Origin of the sequence: Azospirillum sp. B506, from assembly GCF_000333595.1 — a bacterium.
GTDB lineage: Bacteria > Pseudomonadota > Alphaproteobacteria > Azospirillales > Azospirillaceae > Azospirillum.
This window is the reverse complement of record NZ_BADK01000491.1, coordinates 1-21884: the sequence shown is the minus strand read 5'-3', so window position 1 is coordinate 21884 and position 21884 is coordinate 1. Positions and strand designations below refer to the sequence as shown.

Annotated in this window: 18 protein-coding genes; 2 read left to right on the top strand and 16 right to left on the bottom strand. The window is 58.3% G+C overall.

What is annotated here, in order from left to right:
- Positions 1 to 29: 29 nt before the first annotated feature.
- The 15 genes from I71_RS14780 to I71_RS14715 all read right to left on the bottom strand — a co-directional run bounded on the left by I71_RS14780 (position 30) and on the right by I71_RS14715 (position 19074).
- Positions 30 to 1583: a B12-binding domain-containing radical SAM protein gene (locus tag I71_RS14780; RefSeq protein ID WP_159107386.1), complete on the bottom strand. Its 1554-nt coding sequence runs from the start codon at positions 1581 to 1583 to the stop codon at positions 30 to 32.
- A gap of 267 nt (positions 1584 to 1850) precedes the next feature.
- Entirely contained in the window at positions 1851 to 3503 is a 1653-nt protein-coding gene (locus I71_RS37445; RefSeq protein WP_148294245.1) for a hypothetical protein, read from the bottom strand.
- An 11-nt stretch (positions 3504 to 3514) separates the two neighbouring features.
- Positions 3515 to 4912 (bottom strand): tetratricopeptide repeat protein, encoded by a 1398-nt coding sequence (locus tag I71_RS14770; protein ID WP_159107385.1) that lies wholly within the window; start codon positions 4910 to 4912, stop codon positions 3515 to 3517.
- An 86-nt stretch (positions 4913 to 4998) separates the two neighbouring features.
- Complete coding sequence (locus I71_RS14765; RefSeq protein ID WP_083897175.1) at positions 4999 to 7785, bottom strand: WD40 repeat domain-containing protein; 2787 nt, start codon at positions 7783 to 7785, stop codon at positions 4999 to 5001.
- A 42-nt stretch (positions 7786 to 7827) separates the two neighbouring features.
- On the bottom strand, positions 7828 to 8481 hold the full coding sequence (locus tag I71_RS14760) for a hypothetical protein (protein WP_049976127.1): 654 nt from the start codon (positions 8479 to 8481) through the stop codon (positions 7828 to 7830).
- On the bottom strand, positions 8478 to 9482 hold the full coding sequence (locus I71_RS14755; RefSeq protein ID WP_042695607.1) for an NAD(P)-dependent oxidoreductase: 1005 nt from the start codon (positions 9480 to 9482) through the stop codon (positions 8478 to 8480). The genes I71_RS14760 and I71_RS14755 overlap by 4 nt, the downstream gene beginning before the upstream one ends.
- Before the next feature lie 50 nt (positions 9483 to 9532).
- Entirely contained in the window at positions 9533 to 11089 is a 1557-nt protein-coding gene (locus I71_RS14750) for a PfkB family carbohydrate kinase (RefSeq protein WP_083897174.1), read from the bottom strand.
- The gene (locus I71_RS14745) at positions 11086 to 12090 is read right to left on the bottom strand and encodes an SDR family oxidoreductase (protein ID WP_042695606.1); all 1005 of its coding nucleotides are present in this window, start codon (positions 12088 to 12090) and stop codon (positions 11086 to 11088) included. The genes I71_RS14750 and I71_RS14745 overlap by 4 nt, the downstream gene beginning before the upstream one ends.
- A complete protein-coding gene (locus I71_RS35985; RefSeq protein WP_083897173.1) occupies positions 12087 to 12767 on the bottom strand; it encodes an SIS domain-containing protein in 681 nt (226 codons plus the stop codon). The genes I71_RS14745 and I71_RS35985 overlap by 4 nt, the downstream gene beginning before the upstream one ends.
- 142 nt (positions 12768 to 12909) lie before the next feature.
- Positions 12910 to 14103, bottom strand: a complete 1194-nt coding sequence (locus I71_RS14735; RefSeq protein WP_159107384.1) for a class I SAM-dependent methyltransferase — start codon at positions 14101 to 14103, stop codon at positions 12910 to 12912.
- 50 nt (positions 14104 to 14153) lie between these two features.
- Positions 14154 to 15002: an NAD(P)-dependent oxidoreductase gene (locus I71_RS35980; protein WP_159107383.1), complete on the bottom strand. Its 849-nt coding sequence runs from the start codon at positions 15000 to 15002 to the stop codon at positions 14154 to 14156.
- 76 nt (positions 15003 to 15078) lie between these two features.
- On the bottom strand, positions 15079 to 16083 hold the full coding sequence (locus I71_RS14730; RefSeq protein ID WP_049976124.1) for an aminoglycoside phosphotransferase family protein: 1005 nt from the start codon (positions 16081 to 16083) through the stop codon (positions 15079 to 15081).
- Positions 16080 to 17012: a transketolase family protein gene (locus tag I71_RS14725; protein WP_042695603.1), complete on the bottom strand. Its 933-nt coding sequence runs from the start codon at positions 17010 to 17012 to the stop codon at positions 16080 to 16082. The genes I71_RS14730 and I71_RS14725 overlap by 4 nt, the downstream gene beginning before the upstream one ends.
- Positions 17009 to 17959, bottom strand: coding sequence for a transketolase (locus I71_RS14720; protein WP_083897170.1), 951 nt, complete (start codon positions 17957 to 17959; stop codon positions 17009 to 17011). The genes I71_RS14725 and I71_RS14720 overlap by 4 nt, the downstream gene beginning before the upstream one ends.
- 20 nt (positions 17960 to 17979) lie before the next feature.
- Positions 17980 to 19074, bottom strand: coding sequence for a 3-oxoacyl-ACP synthase III family protein (locus tag I71_RS14715; protein ID WP_042695602.1), 1095 nt, complete (start codon positions 19072 to 19074; stop codon positions 17980 to 17982).
- 253 nt (positions 19075 to 19327) lie between these two features.
- On the opposite strand from I71_RS14715, the gene I71_RS14710 reads away from it, so the two are divergent.
- Together I71_RS14710 and I71_RS14705 are read left to right on the top strand one after the other, a co-directional pair.
- Positions 19328 to 20107 (top strand): SDR family NAD(P)-dependent oxidoreductase, encoded by a 780-nt coding sequence (locus I71_RS14710; protein WP_042695601.1) that lies wholly within the window; start codon positions 19328 to 19330, stop codon positions 20105 to 20107.
- Between the two features lie 76 nt (positions 20108 to 20183).
- A complete protein-coding gene (locus I71_RS14705) occupies positions 20184 to 20747 on the top strand; it encodes a GNAT family N-acetyltransferase (protein ID WP_042695600.1) in 564 nt (187 codons plus the stop codon).
- A gap of 53 nt (positions 20748 to 20800) precedes the next feature.
- On the opposite strand, the gene I71_RS14700 is transcribed toward I71_RS14705, so the two are convergent.
- A partial coding sequence (locus tag I71_RS14700; RefSeq protein ID WP_042695599.1) for a DUF1501 domain-containing protein occupies positions 20801 to 21884 on the bottom strand: 1084 nt, incomplete at its 5' end.

Here is a 21884-nt window from a genome sequence, read left to right as displayed (position 1 = left end):
TTAGATGAAGCGACTGGAACAAGGGAGAATCAGGTTCTAGCTAATTTAGTTTTGAAGCCGGCACTGCTGAATTCTTCCACTGTGCTGAAGCGCTTATAAGTATCGGCTCGTCCAGCCATCTCATCAATCTTACGCTGCTTGTGTTCTGCCCAATAGCTACGCCGGATATTTTCAAGTTCATCAGGGCTGATGTCAGGCAACCGAATATGCGAGACCGAATAGCGAATGTCGTTAACATCGAAGTCGTCGATCAACAGCTTTTCCGATACGCATTGATCATAGAGCGGTGTTCCAGGTAGAGGAGAAACCACGGACAATGCGAAGTCATCAAGGTCAAGGCTTTTGGCAAATTCCGCCGTATGCAAAATTTGCGTCTTGGTCTCGTTAGGGAACCCCATCATGAAGTAACCACGAACCTCCAAGCCGACCTCCTTGCATTTCTTCACGATGCCCGGCACACGCTCAAGATCGACCCGCTTGTCAATCAATGTGTCCTGGATCGATTGATCACCGGCTTCCAATGCCAGAATGACTCTGTAGAAGTTGGCCTGCGCCATCAACTCGATCACTTCATCATCCAAGGCATTGGCTTCCGTACCCGCCGGCACGCTGAACACGATATCGGGGAACTCCACACTGAAAGCGCGCAGAAGCTCCTTCACCCTTGGAACGCTGATAAAAAAGTTATCATCCAGGAATTGAATCTCCTGTATGTCATATTTCTCTTTCAGCCATCGAATCTCGGAACACACATCTTCCACAGTCCGTTTGCGATAGCCCTTGTAGCCACCCATCAAAGGGGATGTGCAGAAGTAACACGTATGAGGACAGCCTCGCGACGACACGACAGGCATGTAACGTTCACGCATGACGTTACCGCCCCCCATCCGTACTTCAGATTTCCAATAACGGCTCATATCCAGCAGATGCCATGCCGGGTAAGAAATCTCGGCCAGATCACCTGGGTTCGGCCCGTCTTTGCGGAAATAGTATTTGTATTCGTTACCTTTCTTGGCTGGCCGAATACCAGCCATGGTATTGATAACTTTCCCATCTTCGCGGAAATAGAGGCCCCGAACCCCTGCAAGCTCGCCGCGTCCGTTCAACGCATCCAGAAGCTGCGGGAAGGTCTCGTCGCATTCACCAATCATCACAAAATCGATGTCCGGATTTTCCATCACCTTGTCCGGCATCGAGGACGGATGATGTCCTCCAAGGACAATTGGAGTATCGGGAAAATTCCGACGAACCTCACGCAAAATCGCATAGCATTCGCTGGCAAGATGGGAGAACAGGATGCTCATCCCGATCAGATCCGGCTCGGCGGCCCGGATGCGTTCAATCAGTTCTGCGGTTCCAAGACCATAGACGATGAAATGTTCACTCAGCCTCTCGGTATCATAACCTTCGGCCAGCATGTCGGCGATCGACACCTCATAGCCCGCTCTCAGGCAGGCGGCACCAAGATAGGCAAGTCCCAATGGAGGCTGGCAATGTTTCCGTTCAACGATCGAACCGTCCACTTTCCGGACAAAGCATTTGCCAGGCGGGTTGATCAGCAAAACCTTCTGGACGGGTTCCATCACAAGCTCCTCCATATTAACGATCCAACCTTACATTTCTCAGAGAGAGCTCTCTTTTTCTGCAAGATGCCGCAGAATAGGCACAAAAACAAAACGGTCAATTTTGCCAATGGTAGATTTTCTGGAGAACCATAATCCCAACAAATTTCACTGTCAATCGTGACATTGACTAAGCAAATTAACGCTTGCTTAATAAATTTTGGTAACTTTCCTGTTGCTGCTGGTGTTTTCACACGACTTTAGTTCTCCTGTTCAGGCGAGTTATTTTCAGCTGACCGGTGGGCGGACGCCTGCACGTTCGGCAACAGCGCCAAACAGGTCCAAGGATGCGTGGTTCCAATCCAGGCAATGTTGCCGCAGAGCCGCAGTTCCATGACGCAAGCCCTGCAAATCGGCCGACTTCAATCGCGCGGCAATTTGTCGGGGATCCATGTTGTCCACGACGATGCCGGCGTCGAACTCCTTCACCATTTCGCTCATATAGGTCCAGCCGGCATCCAGCAGAACCGGCAGCCCGCCGGCAACATAACCAGACCAGCGGTTGCAGATGGCGACATAGCGATCAGGTTGGAATTCATACTGTTTGTCGGCCAACCAGCCAAAGTCATACTGTCCCATAAGGGAAAGCATGTCATTGGAAGGGACTCTCCGATGATATCGGATGGGGCCTTCAGCATAACGATTCATATAATCTAGGAAGCCGAAATCGTTATGCTCTCCAGTATGCGTTGAATTAAAGATGTCGAGCGTTGCATTCTCTTCGCAGACAGCTTCGGCAATCGGCAGGAAATTGTGTGCGTTCCGGAACGCGGTCAGGAAGCGCGAGGACGGCAGAAAACCGGCATAGAGCAACCGCATTGGGTCCCCTAGCGCGGGTGGCGTCCAGGCAGATGGGGGAACTGCCTTTTCGATCATCGGGAAATAGGTGCGGAATTCTCCGCTGCAGTGCCCTTGAAGCCGATTCCAATCCTCTCCGCCTCGCTTTGACAAGGTCAGTGCAGCAAGATTGGCGGTGTGAAATTCCCAAAGACGGGTCAGACGGATGGTCGTCGGCGTCAGTCCGAACAAGGCCCACAGGTCATGATCAGGCCACAGCACGGCATAATCATAGGGTTCATGAACCAATGGAATTTCAGGAAAATAATGAAGAAGAAAACTTCCTATATAGGTTTTATAGATCAAACCGCGGAGATAAATCAATTTGGGCGACAGGCTCCGTATCGCCTGTCGGAGCAAGTCCAAAGATTCAAGAAGATCTATAGTCTCGAAAATAGAAGACTTTGAATAATCGACACCACGCATCATGGACAGTTGCACAGTCCTGGCCGGATCCAGAACGCGCGCCAATTCGCCGTCTGACAGAATTTGCGAACCGGCGCTGGTGACGATCACCGCATCAGCATGCTTTCCGGCAAGATCGACCGCAATGCGGCGCGACGCTGCATTGGCATGCGGAATGTATCCGGCATGGGTGTAAATCGGAAGGATGCGTTCGCCTGGAACGCCTGCGCCAGCGAGGGCCTCGGCCATCTCGCGCTCGTAAGCCGTATGAGATAGCAGAACATAGTCGAAGGATCTGCCCGGCAGGTCCGATACTGGCACGACAGGCATCCCGAAGGCTTCCCCGACGGATGCCGCCAGACGATCGACGATTCCCTTCACCACAATGCCGGGCCGGGTCGACAGCATTTCCAGGAGAACGCGCGTGTGGCTGCCGGCGCCGAAGACGTAATAGACGCCATTCGGCAGGACGTCGCGAACGAAGACAGCCAGAGCATCGATATCGCGGGCGGCGCCATAATAGTACCGGCAATCGTTCAGGGTTTCCTCGACTTCGGCTAGAACAGAAGACGGAGGCCAGATACCGGTATCAGCCCAAAGGTTGCGCGGAAATTCTCGATCCAGAATAAATTGTCCCACACCAGCACCTTTCAAAAAATGGACGATGCAGTCGTCGTTTCATCGCCGTCCAGTTCCTGGTATGCCTGGAAAAGCGTTTGAGCCGCCCAGGGGCGGACAAGGCAACGGAACCTTGCCCATTCCGGATCGAATTCCAAAGACCTGCGGTGCAGGTCCAAGGCATCCTGATGCCGGCCTTGGGCTTCCAGCACCAAAGCAAGATTGGAGAATTGCCAATAGTTCTCTTCAAGCTTCAACGCCTTGCGCTGAACAGCCTCAGCTTCGTCGAGTTGGCCTGCCGCCAGCAGGCCCAATCCGAGGTTGCTGTATGCCCATGCATATTCCGCTCCCGAATCCAACGCGGAACGATAGCGTTCAACAGCGTCTTCAAGCTTGCCTGAGGCCTGAAGCACGAGACCACCAAAGCTGCGCGCCCAGGCAGGCACCCAAGGGGAGGAGGTCGTCGGCCCAATCGAGGACAAGCGGTCGAAAACACCCAGGGAGGAATCCAGGTTTCCCATCACAAACTCAACCAGCGCCAGATAACTCAACGCACCGACATGGTCCCCGGCCAGATCGAGACAATGTCTAAAGGAAACTTGCGCATCGCTCCACAACCCTTGAAGCAGCATGGTCAAGCCGAGTTGATAGAGTGTTTCCGGGTCATGCAAAGGCAATTTGGCGGCCTTGCAAAGCACCGCATCAACCCCGGAAGCCACCACGTCGCCATTTCCACCGACCGCGGTGCGCGTGCCGATACGCAGCCTCTGCCGCCGCCGGAAAATCTCCTTCACGGCCTCGTCAGCAAAAAGCGGGCGGAATTGGGCTGCCCGTATCGCCAACTCGCTGACCTTGGAAAGGTCAACCTCATCATCAACTGTCCTGATAAAGTCCATATAAAGGTCAGAAAGACGGATTTTGACTGCCTCTCCTCTATTTTCTACGATCTTCAGAATATCGATGGCGTATTTCCATAGATTCAGATCTGAGGATTCAGAGATGATATGATCAAAGCTATCAGCAGCTTCCGGCAAGAGTGGTGCAAGGATCGGAAAGATTATAACGCGGTCTTCTTTTCCATATCTCCCATCGAACAGCCCCAGAACAGCGACAGCAGCAGCGCATGCCACCAGATCGGTGTTTTCCGAGATCGCCTCTAGCGTTGCTCCCATGTCCTGGTTCAGACGATGCAGAGCCACGATACGGTCAAGGTGTGCGGGAACCAGATCGGGCTGGATCGAGATCGCCCGGTTGAACGCTGCCAAGGCGTTGGCAGCATCGCCGCACCTCAGGAGTGCCAAGCCCATTTGATATTGGTAGTTGCTAGATGTTTCTGTGCGAATCCGATTGCGCCATGCCTGAATATCGATCGCAGGCTCCTCTGACCGATGAAAATTTTCATTCCGGTCGACACCTGCTTGCTCTTGCATGACAAACATCCTGTCTCGTTGGAGAAACACAGCTCTTATCGCCATCGGCATTCCAGCAAATTCGGCTACTGGTCTAGCCATGTCAATCAAGCACTTGCTTTTGATAGTGCCCGCACAGGAGGCGCAGTTTGCACCACGCAAGGCAGGGGGACGACCCATTGGTTTTCAGGAAGGTGGCGCATCACATCGGCAACAAAGTGGTCAGATTTCTTGTAGGCCGGATCGTCGCTTCTCAATTCAGGTCCATCGGGGTCGAAATATATCTTGCGGGGGAAGAGCCACCTGGCAGCAAAGCCTTGGATCGCTCCCCAGCGCGCGACACGATCCATGTCGAAGTCCGCCAGAAACTCCGGTCGTTCCGTCGAGGACAGCTCGAAATAATTGGCTTCCAGTGCATTCTGGATCAGATCACAATCTTCCAAATCATCAGACGTCCTGACGACGCGCGAAAGGAAATCGGCGTCGATGAAGTTGAACAGCGAACCGTCATACCGCTGCAGAACCTCACGGGAAATGAGATAGGGCGTGTGCTGGAAGCCATGGGCGACGAACCCTTTTCCACGCAGAGGCCAAAGAATGACGGAAGCAGAATCGCGCTTCATTTGAGCTGCGTACAGATTATGTTGAGATGCCCAGTTCAGGTGACGGATGCCAATTTTGAGCAATTCGGATGGAGCTACGGAAAGAGGCTGATTGGGAGAGGATGGTCTGTGATCGAGGTCAGCCAGGAAATCGGCTTTCTCCAACATGATCCCGGCCACCATGATGATGCCCTTGCCGGCAGATCGGCGCCGCTCAAGAGTAGATAGAAAATTATCTGAAACAATAATGTCGGGAGCAATGAATACGAAATGTGCATTCTCCGCCCGCGTGGCATCCAGCGCGGCGACATGCAGCACAGACATCAGTTTGTATTTATATGGATAAGATGTAAAACTCTTTGGAAATGGAATATGGGAGACGGTAGCGTAACGCCGGATCTCCGCCATGATCGGCATGGCCTCGAAACGTTCACCCTCCTGTTCGGGGGCGAGAAAAGTCAAACGGACGCTTCCCGCCCGTGCGAGAGCCGGCAGGTTGCCGCTCGCCAGCAGCGACGGCAGAGTGACCGTTTCCATAGTCTGCAGATAGGCATCTCCCCAGACCACGATGGCAATGTGGTAGATGTCGGTTGCGGCCGGGACTGGCGCCAAGTGACGCAAAGGATCGGCTTTCCGAGCGAGCAGCCACCTCAGCATCTCACCGTAGGAAAGCGGACCATTGTAAAGCAGCGTTGCGAGTTGGTAGTCGGGGCTGTCGAGCAGGCGCGCAACAGCTGGGAAATCTCCCTGAGCAGCCAGAATTTCCATCGTCTGATGCAGGGTGTTGATGTCGAGCGGTTGCAACTGCTGCGCTCGTCGGCTTTCCTCCAGCGCAGGAGCGTAGTAGGGTTGGCCCTCACGGGCCAAGTATATGAGCAGATTGGCTGCCTGTCCCCGGATCGACCGCTCTTGTTCCTCAATCAGCCGTTTCGCCCGGTCGCAGGCGGCCAGAGAGGCGGGGAGGAGATCAAGCTCCTGTGTCACCTTGGAATAGGCCAACCAGTGCATGGGATCGGTCGGATATCTGGTCAGAAGTTTTTCCAGCAGGATGAGGGCATGGGCCTCGTCCTTCATTCCATGCAGGATATGGCTTGCCTTCTTCAGCAGGGTAGCTGGCAAGGGCAGGTTGACCAGAGGCGGCCGGCATAGCAACCGCAATACCGGAGCCAACCTCTGGAGAGCTTTCAACGGAAGAAGATTCTGCCGGTCGCACCAGCGGAGAAAAAGCCGTTCAATGCCGCCAAGGACAGCATGGCGTCCCCGTGCAGCATTCCCTTCCGGCAGGACAGCCTGAACGGTTTCGGCGCGCTGCCCACGCCCGCCCCCCTGCAGGCAATGGACGGGCTTCAGGTCCCGCAGGTCGGCAAGCTGGATCATGCCGTCGGCCCCGCAGGACAGCATGCTGTGCCCGTCACGATACGCCGACAGTCCTGTCACCTGCGCAACATGCCCTTTAATGCGGCCGCGATCTTGACCGGAAAACAAGGATCGGACCTGGATGGAGCCATCGTTCGCCCCCGAAACCACCAGCCGTCCGCTGTCTCCGATCGCGATGGAGGTGACCGGAGCCTTGCAGTCGGCGAGAATGCCAAGAGATCGGCGAGACGACAGGTCCCACACACGCAAGATGCCTTCGCGGCCTCCAGAAACCGCCCTGCACCCATCCGGGGTGATGGCGATGGCATGCACCTCCCGCCGATGCCCGGTGAAGACATGGGGCATTCCATTTCCGTCCGCTGGCCACAGCCGGACCGTCCTGTCCCAGCCGGCGGACAACAGTTCGTTCCGTTTTGTCCAGGCCAGGGCAGACACAGGCCCCTTGTGCCCCGACAACCGGCGGAGTGGCTCTGCCAAGAGAACGGAATGGATCAGGATATCGCCGGTTTCCGTCGCGGTGGCCAACAAACGGTCATCCGGTGAAAAAGCGACCCGGAAAGCAGGATCATTGTGTTGGCGGAAAACCTGCTTGACCGTCTCCCTGTCCAAATCCCACAACCGGGCAATTCCATGGCCATCAGCAACAAGCGCAAGGGAGCCGTTCCAGTTCAAGGAAACCGATCGAACCGCAGACGGCGCAGTTGGCAAGCTTTTCAGAAGCGTTCCCGCTTCTATGTCCCATAACAGAATTTCTCCGCCAAACCCGGCACTCAGGGCTTTCCGTCCATCTCCAGACACGGACAGGCAAAGGACGGCATCGTGGAAACGGCTGATCCCCGGGCTTTCCGATGTCGAAATGGTTTGCGTCCGGACGGCCCTCCACCAATCCTGCATTTTCGCGCTCGTCACAACCATTCGCCGTCCTGCCCTTTTGCCATTTTCGGGTCGCGGTTCCTCTCAGCCGCCGAAGGCCCAGCGCTCGATGCTTGGCCAGTCCGCCATCCGCAACATCCCAGGCATAACGGACGCTGCTGCGGTCGGGTCGAACAGAATACGCCCTATGCTGCTGGGAAAGCTGGGCTCCTCGAAAACCTCAAGCAGATCATCAATGAACCAGGAGCATCCCAGATCAACGATGCGATCGACCTTTTCCGCCCGCGTATCGGCGAACCAGACGTTCGCGCGAGGCAATCCAGGCCCATCCAGAGAAAATATCCCGTTGTTTTCGAGCCACCCCAATGCAGCGAACCGCAAATCCGTCCCGGTGGTGTCGTAATTGGCCCGCTTTGTCTTATGGCTGACGATATGGACCGTCACGCCATGCTGTCGACAACGGGTCAAAAAGCGAATGACACCATCGATCAGCACGGCATGACCGATGGCCGGACCATAGATCTCGGCCTGCACCCGTTGCCATGCGACATCTCCTTCGGGACCACTCCGAATCAGGTCACGCAAGCGCCGCTTGTCACGGGGCGCTTGCGCATCGACCAGTTTCATTCGCAGCGCCACAGCCAGGATCGCTTGGTCGTAGGACAGGATCGTATTGTCAAGGTCAATTCCGAGAATCGTGCCTGATGCAAAATTCAAGGCTGCCTGATCAGCCATCATGCCAAGTTGATCCGCTGCATCAGCTTGATGTTGAAGTAACGGTCGTCGGTCAGGCTGTTGGGAATCAAGCCGTCGTCAAATGCCTGCACGATACTGTCGACCGCATCTCGAATCGTTCTCTTGGGCCGAAAGCCGACGGTCTGAAGCAATTTATCAGAGGAGATATGATAGGACCGGTTGTCATCGGTCGGAACCGTCTCAATCATAATATCGGTTCCAATCGAAGACCGAACCATATCGGCTATGTCGGCAACGCTATGGTTCTCATATCCGGCATTGTAGATTGCCCCGTCCACCACTTCGTCCGGCCAAGTCAGAGCTTCAACATAAAGCTCCGCAATGTCTTCGATGTGAATGTTGGGTCGCAGTTGCCGACCACCAAAAACCGTGATCTTGCGGTTATTGACCGCATGATTGGTCAAGATATTGACAGTTAGATCAAGACGTAGGCGCGGTGCATAGCCACAAACCGTTGCTGGACGGATGATGAGTGGAACAAAGCCGGGTTCCCGTGCAGCAAGCAGCACGGTCTCGCACATGGCCTTGTACTTCGAGTAATCTGTCAACGGCTCAAGTGGCAAATCCTCGGTCACATTGGACATGTCCTTGATGCCGTAGACACTTGAAGACGAGGCATAGATAAAGCGACGAACCCTGGCAGCCTTGGACAGTTCCACCAACCCAAAGAAGGCGTCATAGTTGATGGATTTTCCAAGCGTAGGGTTCAGCTCGAAACTGGGGTCGTTGGAGATGCAGGCAAGGTGAATGACGGCGTCCACCCCCGCCAAACTGCGCTCCAAAGTCGCCTTGTCGCGGATGTCTCCTTTGATCTGCTCAAGACGAGGATCGTTCGCGACGCTGTCCAGCACATGCTCGCCATAAAGATAAAGATCAAGCACACGCACGCGATGGCCGGCAGCAAGCAGCTTGGGTACCAGAACACTACCGACATAGCCGGCGCCGCCAGTGACCAGGACCGTTTCAAATGTCGAGTTCGCCATGCTAGTCGCTTTCAGATGAGGGACGATGCGAAAACAGGATTGGAGTGCTATTACTTCATCAACGCGGCAATCGCTTTATGTAGCGAGGTTCGGTTGATCGACACCCGGTTTCCGAGTTCGCCGACAAGTTGCCCCCCGCCGATATTGCCAATAAAGCCGATGATCTCCCATGGAGCTCCCAAGAGCGTCAAGGCCGCCGTGATGGCAAGAACCGCATCTCCGGCGCCGACACGGTCCACCACTTGCCCGGCCAAGGCCGGGACCGACACCGTCGCCTGACCGGTGTCGAAGTGGATGGTGCCATGCTTGCCGCGGGTGATGGTGTAGCGGGGACAATTGATCGACTTGGGCAAGGCAGCCACGAGATCGCTGACCGGGACGTGACGCTGCCGTGTCTCCGTCTCCACCTCATGATTGGCAAGACAAACATAGTCAGCCCGGTGGAATTTGGAAACTGTGTTGAAACCGCGGTTTCCTGCATTCGCTTGTGTATTCACCACCAGGAACTTGGCATGCTCCTCGATCGTCCGCGCCACCCGCGGCGTGATCATTCCATGACCATAGTCGGCAACCACGACCAAATCGGCCTTGGGCGCCAATTGGGAAACCAACTCAATGAGTTCGGCTTCATCATCGGGATGGGTCCTGGTGTCATCCATTACATAGAGTTCGAGGAGACGAACTCCTGTGTAATGATCGACGAAGCGCCTTTTGTGGATGGTCGGAGCATTTTTGCGGGTGGTAAAATAGGGCACGACTTTCGGCCCCAACCGCATCCGCATGAAGTCTTCATTTCTTTCGGTTTCGCCGATCTGACCGATCAGTACGGCGTCCATGGCAATGCCGCCCAGATGGTTGGCGACGGCCAGTGAACCGCCGGCATAGCGTTCCATGCTGCGATATTGGACGGCGAGAACTGGATCCTTGGTGGATTTCCCAAGCCCATCGCAAAAGACATATTCATCGATGATCGGTTCCCCGATCACCAGCACACGCAGATTGCCGATGCGCTCAAGGTAACCAAGGACCTCGTCCACGGTGTAGCGGTTGCGGAAATCCTGCAGCCAGCGTTCCGTCTCTTCCGGAAAGATGTTCAGCCGGCGATTGATCAGGTGGGATGAGCTGAACGTCACCTCGTCGGTGAAATGCATCCGCCCACCGCACTGCTGCACAGCGTTTTCTTCCTCACGGATCTTTCCGGTCGGATCGTCTTCGGGGCGAACATAGTCGCTTCCCTTGACATAGACGTCAGGAGACAAGGTATGGATGAGACCAACCGCGTCCGGGGCCGGATTGATCGCCACATAATCGACGCAGGCGATAGCGGCAAGAAACTCTGCCCGCAAATTCTCGTTGAAGGCTGGGCGGCCAGGCCCCTTGTCGACAAAGCAATCCGCAGTGATGGTTACGACCAGCACATCTCCCTCAGCCTTTGCCGCCTTCAGATGGCGAACATGGCCAGGGTGGACGAGGTCGAAGACACCATGACACTGCACGATACGCTGCCGCTGCGCCTTATGCGCCGCCAATCGCTCTGCGAGGATGGCAACGGGCAAAATCTTGCCTGAGGTCAGATCGGTGCCGGGGTGAGAGTTTTCCATATTCATGATAGGAATTTAAACCAGTCTTTGGTGGCTTCTGCAATAGAGTCAGGCGTCCACAAGGGGGCTTGGCGCCAGTACTCTATATCCTCCAGGATGCGCGAGACGCCCTCCTGAAGGTTCACTTTTGGTGACCAGCCCAGGAGATTGCGAATATTGGCCGTGTCGGCAAAGGTACAGTCAGGCTCACCGGGGCGTTTGGGAATGTATGTGATCTGTCCACCCAGCAATTCAACCAGCTGATTGATGCTGTAAGTTCCACCGCTGCCGACATTCAAGATTTCTCCCGACAGATCTGAACCGGCGGCGGCAACGAAGGCCGATACGACGTCGGTGACGAAGGTAAAGTCCCGGGTCTGGGTCCCATCGCCAACAACGGTGAAAGGCTGACCGGCAAGTTTCTGACGGAGAAACACACCGAACACGGCACCATAAGTGCCGGACGTCCGAGACCGCGGCCCATAGACGTTGAAAAGGCGCAACGATACGACGGGCAGACGGTAAACCTTGTTCCAATGCAGTGCGAGTTGCTCACCGAGATACTTCGTCAGAGCATAAGGATATTGGGGCTTTATCTCTGCCGTTTCCGGGGTCGGCATCAAATCCGGCAAGCCGTAGCACGACGAGGAGGCGGTATAAACGAAACGGCTTACACCGCTGGCGCGAGCCGCTTCGAGGACCCTGAGAGTTCCGTGAACATTCGCTTCGTAATAGCCGACGGGATCCTGGATCGACGGCACGATGTCGGCCAGAGCTGCGAGATGAAAGACCCACTCCACCCCGGCGAAGACCGCTGCCAGATCATCGCACGCAATGTCTGCAACCGTTTCCGACAGGTTCGGATTGTCGCGCAGGTGACCAAGGTTCTCCCGCCGGCCGGTCGAATGGTTGTCGACGACGCGGACAATATGCCCATCCGCCAGAAGGCGCTCGACCAGATGGCTGCCGATGAAACCAGCGCCTCCCGTTACGAGGCAGACGCGGGAACCGGATGAGGACACGGTCATGGGCTCATCTCCGCGACTTTCGGCGTGGCGACCTGTGCTTGCACTGGCATCGCATCGCCGCGCATCTCAGCTTGTCTTTGTATGCGCAACCTGTCTGCCCAGTTGTGCAAAATGAAGAGATGGGCAATTTCAACCATACCATAGTCACAGCTCTGAACCCAGATGTTCAAATCCCCCATACCCCGCAGAGGATTATCGTCTGAAAAGCCAGAAAGTGTGAAAACAGCAATTCCCGCATCGCGTGCAGCATAAACAGAATTATGAATATTCTTGGAATTTCCGGAGCTGCTGATCGCCAGCAATACATCTCCGGGGCGCCCCATTACCTTGACCTGCCTTGCATAGCCATTTTCATACCCATAATCATTGGCCATACAGGTAAGAACGGACGAATCATGCAAGGTGATTGCCCGCAACTGGGCGCCATTCACAAAATCATTGGCGATGTGAGATGCTATGGACGCGCTTCCTCCATTACCGACGATGTAGATGGCGTTGCCGCTGCTCCGCGTTCCAGCCAGAACCCGGCAAGCTTGGGCCATGGCCCCTTCGACATCGCCCTGCGGAGCCGAACGACCCGTGACAGCAATGCTGTTCAGCAGGCCGGCAAAAATGTCCCCTTGTCCCGCGACGCTGAGCCCGGTAGGCAAATTTTGCAGGGGTGAAGCATTGTCCATCGAACTCTCCACATGCGCTGCGAGGCGCAGGCTTTCCGAACGCCAGCCGTAGAATAGGGGGGACCCCTAAACAGGCACGGCAGGCAAATTTTGCCTAGCGTCCGGCAAGCACGCCACCGCATTATGCAAAAAATGAGCCAAATCAGAATATTTGGCTCGGCACCAGGATTTGCTTGGGATTGAAATCCCGAAGCCGATTCAAGATCGGGCGGACGGCATCCAGTGCCGTGATCATGACCATAGCCTCGGTCATCGAGGTCTGTGCGTCCGGCTTGAAAATGCGGGCCGCGATCGTCGGATAAGTCAGACCGGTTCGCTTCGGGCAATCATCATAGATGCCCGCGAGGAAGCCCAGATCGGATTCCAGATGATAGGCAAAGGTCGGCAGCATCTGCGCGGCACCATATGCCCAAATCTCGTATGGGATTCCTTCGATGACATCGCGGAGACCCGCCATGCGCTTACGGAAAAGAGCGTAGCGTTCCGGCAGGACATTGTCCGACGGGCGCTGAACTTCAGGTTCGGGACGGGCTAGAGCAGAATTGCGGGAAAAAGCAACGGTCAGGGAACCGCCCCAGTTCCGCCAGTTGTAAGTATGATCGACGTAATGAGCGCCAGCTTCCTTCACCAACCGAAGGAAAGAAGACAAGCCAAAATAATGCACATGCTGATGAAAGACCTGGTCGAAACGCAAATTCTGAACCATGGCGTCACAATCCGGCACTTCCATCACCACGACGGCTTCCGGAGTGGCTGCATCCAGAAGGCGGCGGACTTGGGCCAGAGGATCGACAAGATGCTCCAGATTATGAGTGGAAACGATCAGGTCGGGTCGGCCCCCGGCAGCCTGCTCGATATCCACATTCTCGATGAAGCTCCCGACCACATGCATGTTGTCCGGCATGGGCGGCAATTCCTTGCCAATCCAGAGCGGATCGATCCCGACCACGGCTTCGGCCCGCGGCGCCAGCTTGTTCAAAAGCACGAGGTCGTTACAGCCGATTTCAAGAATACGCTTGAAGCGCCGATCACCGAACATGCGATCGAGATAGGCCGTAATGAACTGCGTGGAAGACGGCGTCAGGTGACTGGCAGAGGAACGATGGGCATAATGACCACCATACAGGAAAGCGGGTTCAAGAACGGAAGACAGCTGAGCATGCCCACAGCTTCGGCACATCATAAGTGCCTGGTCGTGCCCATGCGGCTTTTCCGCCTCCCGCTCACTTACAAAAATGCCAGTCAAGGGAAGATTCGGCAAATCAAATGCCGTATGCAGGGCATGACCGCAAGCACCACATGTGGACAGATTTGCTACTTTGATGTTCTCTTCCATTTTCATCCCTTTACCTTTGGCCGCGCAGGGTTCATAGCTAGAAATCTAGCTTAAGCAGCTTTTAGAATGGTACTGTATTCGCGCATTGCGTCACGCCAATTACGCAATGGCCTAATCCGCTGGGAAGCTAAAGGAACCCGCACAGGCTTGGCAATAGATTTGCGGAATTCTGCATCTTTTGCCGGAAGCACAGTGCCGGGAGACCCAAGCAATTGGTTAATTTCATTAATGGCATCAAAATAGGATTGAGGCTGATCGTTGGCGACATGATAGATGCCCCACGGACGCTCCTCTATCACCAGATCAAGCAGCGTGCCTGCTGCGTCGCCGGCAAAGGTCACCGTGTCGATACGGTCATCGGCCACACGCACCGTGCGGCCTTGAGATAACATCTCCACCATGCGGTCTACGAATCCCACATGCCGATTACGCCGTCGTCCATAAAGTGTGGGAAAGCGCAATGAGTAGTTGCGCGAACACCGCCAGGCAGCAAGCGATTCCGCTGCAAGCTTGGTGGCAGCATAGACAGTACCGGGAGCGGGAAGATCGCTTTCCACATAAGGACGCTGTGCCGTCCCGTCAAAGATCAGATGCGTTCCGGTCTGAACATGGATGGCACCGATCCGTTCTGCGGCTTCGGCCATTGCGATGGCGGCGCGGCAATGAACGGCAAACGCTCCGGCCGGGTCCATCTCGCAACGATCGATGTCGATCATGCCCGCAGCATTGACCACGACATCGGGGCGATGGCCAAGGATCGCAGCCTCGACCTGTGCCTGATCGGTGATATCGCAATCCGCACGGCGCAGTGGAATCACGTCAAACCCACGGGCGTGGCAGCACAACTCGAATTCGGTTCCGAACAGCCCTTCGGCACCGAACAGCAGGAATGTTTTCATTGTATTTCCTCTTGTCCGGACGCCTCTGGCGTCAGTCCAGCGAACATTTCCAAAAGCATGACGGGACGCCCTTCCATCATATCCCTGCCAACCCGAGAGCATGACGAGCCATGCGATCGGCCTTCTCCAACTGTGCACGACGCAGTTCGTCCGCTTCCTGCTCGGTGACGCCGGCAAAGCTCCGCAGGAACCGACCCTGCGGAAGGAACTCATTCAGAAGAATCAGACTCCACCGCAGAGCATAGAGTGGGAATACCCGGTCAAGCCGGCAGGCCGCCTGCTCTCCATGCACCGCCAGCATCGCCGTACGAAAACGCGCCGCCAGAGTGGGGGGAAGCTCCATGCCGGGGTGAAGGCAGACATCCGCGATCAGCTTCACCGGGTCATCCCACCCGAAATACTCGAAATCCAGGAAGACAAGCTGACCATCCGTCCCGCACAAGGCATTATGGAACCCGAAATCGGACGGGCTTAACGTTCGCCCCTCGGATCGGCACTCCTCATCGAAGGATACCTTGTCACGCTGGTGGCGCTGCCGTACCCGTTCGATCACCTGTGCGAAAACCGGATCGAAAGCCGTTTCCAGCCACCCCATCATCCTGGGATCGCTTGCCTGCTCGGACAGACGCGTGCGTCGGCGCTCAATCTGCCGGAGTATTTCGGCAGCGGACAAACAGGCTTCGCTTGCAAAGGGCAAAGCCGCCGCATCGGGGGCCTCACGCAGCGCGTGAAGGCCGAGAAGGAAATCCGATGCCTGATCGACAGCATCCTGGGAGGCTTGGGGTGGAACACCCTCAATCCACTCATACAGTGCCAGCCGCAACTCCGGAGCACTGGCAACGGGCCGCGGCAGGGCAGAAATTCCGTGGCTTGAGAGAAAATGCAGGCCCTTGAATTCGACGGTCAGACGATCTCGCCCATCCACCGGCTCGGGATAGGCTTTCAGTGCGAAAGTCCCCGCATCGGCATCCACACGATAGACACGGTTGTTCCGCCCTCTGCGGGGCAGGGGGGTAACGGTGCGAACCGGCCCGCGGCACAAGATCGCGGCCTGCTCCAAAAGCATGTCGGGGACGGTCATTCGATTGGTCGGGAAACGACGCCCAGAATTCGTGCGGCAATGCTGTCCGTCGTCAATCCAAAGGCGCTTCTGAGATAGGACTGCCCACCAATCGCCTCGGGGAAACGGTCAGGCGTTCCAAATCGGAGGAGCCGGCTTCCAAAGGGACCATGATCGGCCGCCCATTCGGCCAGAGCCCCACCCAGGCCACCAATCAACCCATGCTCTTCCACCGATGCAATCACCTTGTGACGAGAAAACACCGTCTGCAGGAGCGCATCGTCGAGCGGCTTGACCGTATGCAACTGGACCACTGTCACTCCGATCCCAACCCGCTCCAGTTCGGTGGCCGTGTCGAGAACCAGAGACAGAGCATTGCCAGTTGAGATAAGGCAGACGTCATCGCCTTCCCGCAAGGTCAACCCACGGCCGATTTGCACGGCCGGAACTGTCTGATGAATTTGAGGCTCGCCCTTCTTGCCGATCCGCATATAGACCGGTCCGGGATGATCCAAGGCCGCACGCAGCAGAGCGCGCAATTCCTGGGAATCGGCAGGACAAAGCACGGTCATGTTCGGCATCGCTCTCAGCAAAGCGATGTCTTCCAGTGAGTGATGCGTAGGACCAAGCCCACCGTATGAAAGACCTGATCCAGTGCCAACAATCAACGAGGGAAGATTGTGATAACACAGGTCAATTCGAATCTGCTCCAGGCAACGTGACGTAATAAATGGTGTGATGGTATAGGCAATCGGACGCAGCCCTTGCAGAGAAAGGCCCGCCGCCACACCAATCATGTTGGCTTCAGCAACACCACAATTGTAAAATCTGTCCTTATGCTTCTCTTTATAATTGTCAAAAAGCCTGTTGCCAATATCTCCCGACAACAGAACCAATTCACTTCGGCCACCTGCGATTTTTGTGACCTCATCAGCAAAAGCATTTCTCATGATAGCCCCAATTCAATGCAGGCACTCTTTACTTCATCGGCCGTCGGGATACGATAATGCCAGTTGTTGTCATCCTCCATGAATGAAACGCCCTTACCCTTGATGGTATGAGCAATCAAAACGGTTGGCTTTCCGTTACGGTTCTCCGCTTCAGCAAAACCAGACTTCAACGCTGCCATGTCATGACCATCAAGTTCGATCGTATTCCAACCGAAGCTTCGCCATTTTTCGGCCAAGGGGGCCAACCCCAAGACTTCGTTGCTTCGCCCGGTTGCCTGCCACTTGTTATAGTCGACAACGGCCGTCAGCCGATCCAATCCTTGTGCAGCCGCCATCAACGCGGCTTCCCACACGGACCCTTCGTTGCACTCGCCATCGCTGAGCACCACAACGGTGCGAAATCCCTCCTGGCGAATACGGGCGCCGAGAGCCAGCCCGACACCGATCGGCAGTCCATGGCCGAGCGACCCGGTCGCGGCTTCAATTCCAGGTATCCCCCCGGCTGCCGGGTGTTCCGGAAGCTTGGTGCCTGACGTGTTGAAAGTGTTCAGAAGCTCTTCGTCGAGAATCCCGCGCTCCGCCAGCGTGCAATAGAGCGCCAACGCCGCATGCCCCTTGCTGAGAATGAAGCGGTCGCGCTTCGGATCATCAGGACAGGCCGGATTTATATCCAGAGCCGTCCAGTAGGCAGCAACCAGAATATCGACACAGGAAAGACAGGACCCAAGATGAGGGGCCTTGCGGGCATGGGAAAGGGAAATGATGCGGCCACGCAATCGGCTCGCACAAGCCCTCAGAGCCTCCAGTTCCAGACCGGGCGACGCATCGTCCTTGTGGTCGGTAAGTCGATTGATCACAGCATCATCTCTCTTGAGTGATTGGCGCACATGGACGTTTTCAAGCCAGGGAATGGAGAAGGACCAAGGCCACAAGCTCCACACCGGCATTCACGGATCCGGAACATCCCTCACACCGCCAGCATCGGATAGCCATCAGGCAAATCCACCACCTGCGGCTCCGGCATCGGTCCCAGTTCAGCGACCATTGCGCCCCAGGACCAGCCCACCCCGAAGCCGGCCATCAGCGTCTTCACCGGCCCGGCCGCCAGCTGGGGCCCCATGCTGTGGCAGATCGCCAGCGGGATGGAGGCCGAGCTGGTGTTGCCGAAGTCCTGCATGTCGATGACAAACTTCTCGGCCGGCGCCTTGATCCGCTTGCGCAGATGCTCCAGCATGAAGGCGTTGGCCTGGTGCAGGACGAAGCGGTCGATGCCGTCGATGTCGGTGCCGGCATGCTCCATCGCCTCGCGCAGCAGCGGCGGCACGGCGCGCAGCGTGAAGGAGAACACCTCCGCCCCGTTCAGCGTCAGACGGGAGTCGCGCTCCAGCTGGGCGGCGGACTCCTCGTCGGCGATTCGGCCGGCGGTACCGACCGGCGGGATCAGGCTATGGCGCTTGCCGCCGGCCTTGACGAAGATGTGCGGGGCGCCGGTGCCGTCAGTGCCGATCACCACCGGAACCGGCGGAGCCGCCGCGTCGACCTCCAGCGCGGTGGCCGATCCGGCATCGCCAAACAGGGGCAGGGTGGCACGGTCTTCGGGGTGCAGATGGCGGGTCGGGTTGTCGCCGCACAGCACCAGCGCCCGCTTGGCCGAGGATCCACCCAGCAGCTTCGCCGCGATCCACAGGCCGTAGACATAGCCCGAGCAGCCCAGCGGCACATCGAAGGCCGCCGCACTGGTCGGCAGCCCCAGCCGGTGCTGCATGATGCAGGCGGTCGCCGGCAGCACGTAATCGGCGTCCTGCGAGACGAAGACCAGCACCTCCACCGTCGCCGGGTCCCAGCCCAGCTGCTGCATCAGCCCTTCCGCCGCCGCGAGACAGAGATCCGACGCGCAATAGGGCGGCGGCAGCACATGGCGTTCCTGCACGCCGATGGTGGCGGCCAGCTTCTTCGCCTCCTCCACCGTGAACATGCCCGGATCCTCGACGAAGGAATGGCGCTGGGGCGGCACCACCGCGCGCAGGCCGGCGATCCGGATGCCGTCGATGATGGCTTTCATGGCTGTCCTGTCCTTCGCGTGTTCAAGGGCCCGGCGGGGCCTCTTCGGAAACCGGTGGCCGGCACCATAGCCCACACCATAATGCACAGTGGCGCGGGATTGGTTTCCGGATCCTTGATTGCGGACAATTACGGCGCAGAGCCTCCCCAGCCAAGCCCCATCGACCGCTCATCGAAAAAGCCGCAGCCGGAGGCGGAACGCGCCTGTGCTATGGTCCGCATCCCGATCCGCCACCAGCCTGGATTTCCCCGCCATGACCGCCGCCAGTCCCCCGGCCGCCTACAACCCCATGGACCTGACCGGCCGCCGTATCCTGGTGACCGGGGCGTCGGCCGGAATCGGCCGGGCGACGGCGGTGGTGCTGGCGAAGCTGGGGGCGAGGCTGGTGCTGAATGGCCGCGACGAGGAGCGGCTGGCCGAAACCGCGGACCGTTTGGAAGGGGATGACCACGCCATCGCCCCCTTCGACCTGTCGAATCTGGAAGCGGTGCCGGGCTGGGTGAAGGGGCTGTGCGCCGACGACGCGCCCCTCGACGGCATCGCGCACTGCGCCGGCATCCAGACCCTGCGGCCGATCCGCATCTTCTCAGCCGCCTTCTTCGACGAGGTGATGCGGGCCAACCTGGGCAGCGCCCTGGCACTCGCCCGCGGACTGCGGCAGAAGGGGTGTCATGCCGAACGGGCGGCGATGGCACTGATCTCCTCCACCGCCGCCACGGCGGCTTCGCCGGGCAACGTCGTCTATGCCGCCAGCAAGGGCGGCATCATCGCCGCCACCAAGGGTTTGGCGGTGGAGCTGCTGAGCGACGGCATCCGCGTCAACTGCGTCGTCCCCTCCATCGTCGAGACCGAGCTGATCGAGCGCGGCAAGCAGAAGCTGACCGCCGAACAGTACGAGCATCTGCGCACGCTCCAGCCGCTGGGCTTCGGCCATCCCGACGACATCGCCCACATGATCGCCTATCTGCTCGCCGACACCAGCCGCTGGATGACCGGGTCCATCGTCACGGTGGACGGCGGCCGCACCGCCTGAGGCCCACGATGCCGGGAACCGCCATGCGCCCTCTCATCGGGACAGGAGGCACAGGGGTCGTCATGGGACTCCCGAGATGAGCGGCTCCCTGACCTTCATCGAGCCGACCGAGGAGCACGCCGAACTTCTGCTCGGCTGGCGCACCCGGCCCGACATCGCCAGCCAGATGCTGACCGCCGTCCCCTACGACGTGGAACGGCAGAAGGCATGGCTGCGGCGCTGTGCGGAGCGGGACGACTATGTCCACCGCATCCTCTGCGTCGACGGCGTGCCGGCCGGCCATGTCTCGATCACCGTGACCGAGCCGGAGTGGCGGATCGCCACCTTCGGCGTGCTGATGGGCGAGCGGGCGGGACGAATGGGCGCGGCCCCGCTGAACTTCGCCTACATGCTGAACCACGTCTTCTTCACGATGGGGCTGCGCAAGGTGGTGAACCACATCATGGGCACCAACAGCCCCCGCCTGCTGAAGGGCCAGCCGATGATCGGCTACCGCCCGGTCGGTGTGCTGAAGCGACAGGTGGTGAAGGACGGTCAGGAAATCGACCTGCACATCTTCGAGATGCTGGCCGAAGACTGGCTGACGGTGCGCGACCGCTTTCGCGTCTACCAGGACATGGACGGGCGGGAGTGGCGGTAGGGGAAAAGAGCCGTCCGGCGTCCTGAACCGCCCCACCGACCTGTCGGACCGCCTCACCCCCGCAGCACCCCCAGCGGCTTGCCCTGGAACCCCGGAAAACTGCGGGCCGCCGGTGCGCCGATCAGCTCCGACAGCACCGTCCGGTAGTCGGTGGTGACCGCCAGATCCACGCCGCGATCGAGCTGGTGGCTGGCCAGCCCCGGCCAACGGCCGAGCATGCGCCCGCCCGCCACCCGGCCGCCCAGCACCATCATGGCGCCGGCATGGCCGTGATCGGTGCCCTGGCTGCGGTTGCCGCGCAGGCGCCGGCCGAACTCGCTCATCACCACCACCGTCAGGTCGCGGTCGTAACGCCGGGTGTCGGCATGGAAGGCGGCGAGGGCGCGCGACAGTTGACCGACGGCAGTGGCGAGGCGCCCCTGCTGGTTCTCGTGGGTGTCCCAGCCGCCGACATCGACGCAGGCCGCCCGCAAACCGATGTCCATCTTCAGCACGCGGGCCACCGTCTGCAAGGCCCGCCCGGCCTCGGTCTCCTCATAGACGGCCCCGCCCTCCGCGTCATAGGCCGCGACCTTGCCGCCGGCCTCCCGCGGCAGCCGACCGTCGACCGCCGACAACCCGTCGAGCGCCGCGCGCGCCGCCCGCCCATAGGCGCCGTCGCCCTGTCGGGAGAGCGCCGCCAGTACCGCCGCCGCCTGCGGCCCGCCGGGAGGAGCCAGCCCGCCGCGCAGGTCGGGCACGGCGAGCGCCCCGCCCATCCCGGCCAGGGCGGCGGCCGGTGCTGCGGCGGTGCCAATGGCCGACACCCGTCCCGCCGCATCATGCCCCCCGTCACCAAGCCCCCCGTCACCAAGCCAGCGGGCGACCCAGCCACTGCCGGTGCGGGCGAGATCCTCCTCGCGGGCGATGCCGCGCTCCATCAGGTCCTGGGCGACGAAATGGCTGCGGGTGCCGTCGGTCAGCCCCACCGCATGGACGATGGCGAGCTGTTGACCGGTATAGAGATCCGCCAGCGGGGCGGCGTCCGGATGCAGGCGGAAGTCGAGGGCCGGGACCAGCGTCTGCTCCAGCCGGATGCCGGCCTTCGGCCCCTCGGCCATCACCCGCAGCTCCGGAGTGCGCGCGGCGCGATAGTCG